The 2,845-nt window shown below is 56.7% G+C and carries 2 protein-coding genes; both read left to right on the forward strand.

The annotated features are described in order from the left end of the window. Positions 1-2,141, forward strand: a 2,141-nt coding sequence (locus tag VGE80_RS03715; RefSeq protein WP_440591716.1) for a hypothetical protein, incomplete at its 5' end; no start/stop codon positions are given. 298 nt (positions 2,142-2,439) lie between these two features. Then, positions 2,440-2,845 (forward strand): type II secretion system protein (locus VGE80_RS03720; RefSeq protein WP_440591717.1); only part of this gene is annotated, 406 nt, incomplete at its 3' end.

Consider the following 2,845-nt stretch of genomic DNA (forward strand, 5'->3'; position numbering starts at 1 on the left):
CGATGGATCGTGATAACGTGATCACCCGGTTTGAGTACGACACAGACCTGAGCGACGGCTGGGGCATGGATGATAATCCCTACACCACCGTCGAGCCGAACCGCAAGGAAGTCTGGGGTGTCGAAGCTCAGCAACTGACCATCAGCGAAGCGCTGGTGATCAAGACGAATCAATTGACCGGCAACAATCCGACAACCGCTTTCGATGACGGGACAGCCCGCTTCTTCACCTACATCGATCTGCAGAGCACGTCGCCCTACCCCATCGACTTCACCACGAACAATGCGTGGCAGATCCGTGTGCTCCCCGCGGGACCGGGAACCGGTTCCGCCGATGAGCGGCGCCTGACCCCGTTGATCGGCTCCATTCCTGCCGGCGGTGCATTCACGATTCTCAGTGCCGGTGATGGATCCACTCACGACACCTCAGGCAATCCGAGCAGTAACTTCGTCGTCAACGGCACGACGGTCGCCCCTGCTGCCACTCTCGCACCGACCAGTCGACTGGATCTGATCGTCGATCCACCGGCCAATTTTCGTTTGACCGATGGTGCTACGCCTCCGGTGGACAAACCAACGCGAGGAGAATTACTCGGTCAGAACAACACGCCACCTGACCCCATGACCGACAGACTGCCTGTCGTTTTCCAATTGATGCGGCGAGCCAACCCCTATCGCCAGCCCCCCACGACTCCGGCCGACGAAGCGGACAACCCCTGGATTGAAGTCGACCGGTTTCAGACCGGGAACATGCTGACTCCCGAAAGCGGTATCAAGATCTTTAATACGACCAATACGACGGATGCCACGACCGTCGTGCCACTGCTGCAGGCATTGAACAGCCGGTACCGACCAGAGCCGCTGGCCGCTGACAATGAGGTCGAATTTCCCAGCACCAACGAGTGGGGCAATCCCACAACCGCCCCCCTGCGTAACTTCATCGGCACGGGAAAATACAATCAAAGTGGTCCTCCACCTGTCCCGCTGGTCTCGCAATTCCACTTTGACCGACCGTTCGCATCGCTCGGCGAACTGCTGGAACTTCCTCTGGTGGGGCCCGGACTCTATGCCGCCAGCGACCTCTGGTACGACATGACAGAAACCTGGTACCTGACGCGCGCACTGGCTTACGCCAATCACAGCCCCGTCAACCAGCTCAACCTTTCGGGTACGAACCGTGCGTTAACGGCCAATACCAAGTTCATGCTGGCGGATTACCCGGATTCACTCGACTTGAACCCTCAGTTCGACAATCGGTGGTATCGGTTGCTCGAATTCCTGGAAGTCCCCTCCCCCATGCACCGTCATCCCGAACTGCGAGACTACTCGGTCAACCAGCTTGGGCTGCCGACGAACTTTGGGTGGCCGCGAGTCCATGGACAGCTCAACCTGAACATGGTTCGTCATTCGAACGTCCTGGCGGGACTGCTGGACGACAACCTCGTCTTGAACATCCTGCCCAATTCGATCCCCAGTCGTGACACATTAGACACGGTCGCATCGACCGGGACCACGCGCGACTGGTGGTACGAATTCCTGCGATCCCGGGATGGAATTTTCCTGCCGGGGATTACTCCGCCCCAGGCGAGTGCAGATCCCGTCACAGGACTGTTTGTTCCCGGGTTGGCGGGATCACGGCCGTTTCGCAGTTTCAGCTTCACGGCGCGGGGACAGACCAGCCAGCGTCAGGACACCTTGTTCCGTATCCTGGACGGGGACGCCACCCTGCCCGATCCGCGCGGCTTATTCGAAGTCGGTCAACAGGCCGAACATATCGGTGGATCGGCGCCGCTGGACTCACTGGCGAAGAATCGCCTGTTGTCCAAGATCATGAATAACGTAACGACGCGATCCAACTCGTTCGGTGTCTTCATCGCCGTGCAATACTTTGAAGCGGTCGAGGAAACCTCGGGAGGCAATACGGCCATTCGCATCGGCGGTCGGCTGGAAGATTCGCCAACGCAGCGGGCATTTTTCGTCATCGATCGCACTGGCGCGGTGGAACAATGGAAAAATCTTGCCGCCCAGGGAATCACACCGATCAACAGCACCTTCAGCATTCTCCCGGACACATCAACATCAGGTATCCCCAACGGCATTAACTGGAAGCAACTGGTGCTCTACCGCCAGATCCTGAATTGACGTTGATCGGCAGGCTCACGGGCAGAACGCAGCAAAAGAAACACAAAGCAGCAAAACTAAACACACAGAGGAGACAGACGAAGCACAATCAGACACAGAACAAAATTCCGCAAAACTGACAGGTAACCACACAAGTCATTTACAGCAAGCAACTTAAAAAAACATTGGATCTGTGGCTTCCGATTTGCTAATATGCCATTCGGTTGCGCGTTGCAGTCGAACGGCGAGTTCGACGGAAACAGGCACATATCTTTTCGATCGAACCCTTCTCAACTTTCAATTCCTTGGAGAATGCAAGATGACTCGCCTTCGCCTCAAAAAACAACGCCAGCCGCGACGCGGCTTCACGCTGATCGAACTTCTGGTGGTGATCTCCATCATCGCGGTGCTGGCCTCCCTGATCGCACCCGCCGTGCAATCAGCTCGCCGTGCTGCACGTAAACTTGAGTGTCTCAATAATATCCGGCAAGTGGGCATCGCGATGACTGCTTTCACTTCCACGGGTGGCGGAAGCCTCCCCCATCTCACGACTGACATCCCGATTAGCAATGGCAACGGTGCTGGCTACCTATACGGTGCAGGCTGGCCGATGCAACTTCTTCCGGCCTTGGATGCAGCTGCAGTCTTGAAGAACATCAAATCGTATGCGGTGGTCGCAGCGGGAGATTCGTTCGTTGTAAACTCAACGGAAAACATCTGGTTAC

It is taken from the genome of Schlesneria sp. (assembly GCF_036405755.1).
Taxonomy (GTDB): domain Bacteria; phylum Planctomycetota; class Planctomycetia; order Planctomycetales; family Planctomycetaceae; genus Schlesneria; species Schlesneria sphaerica.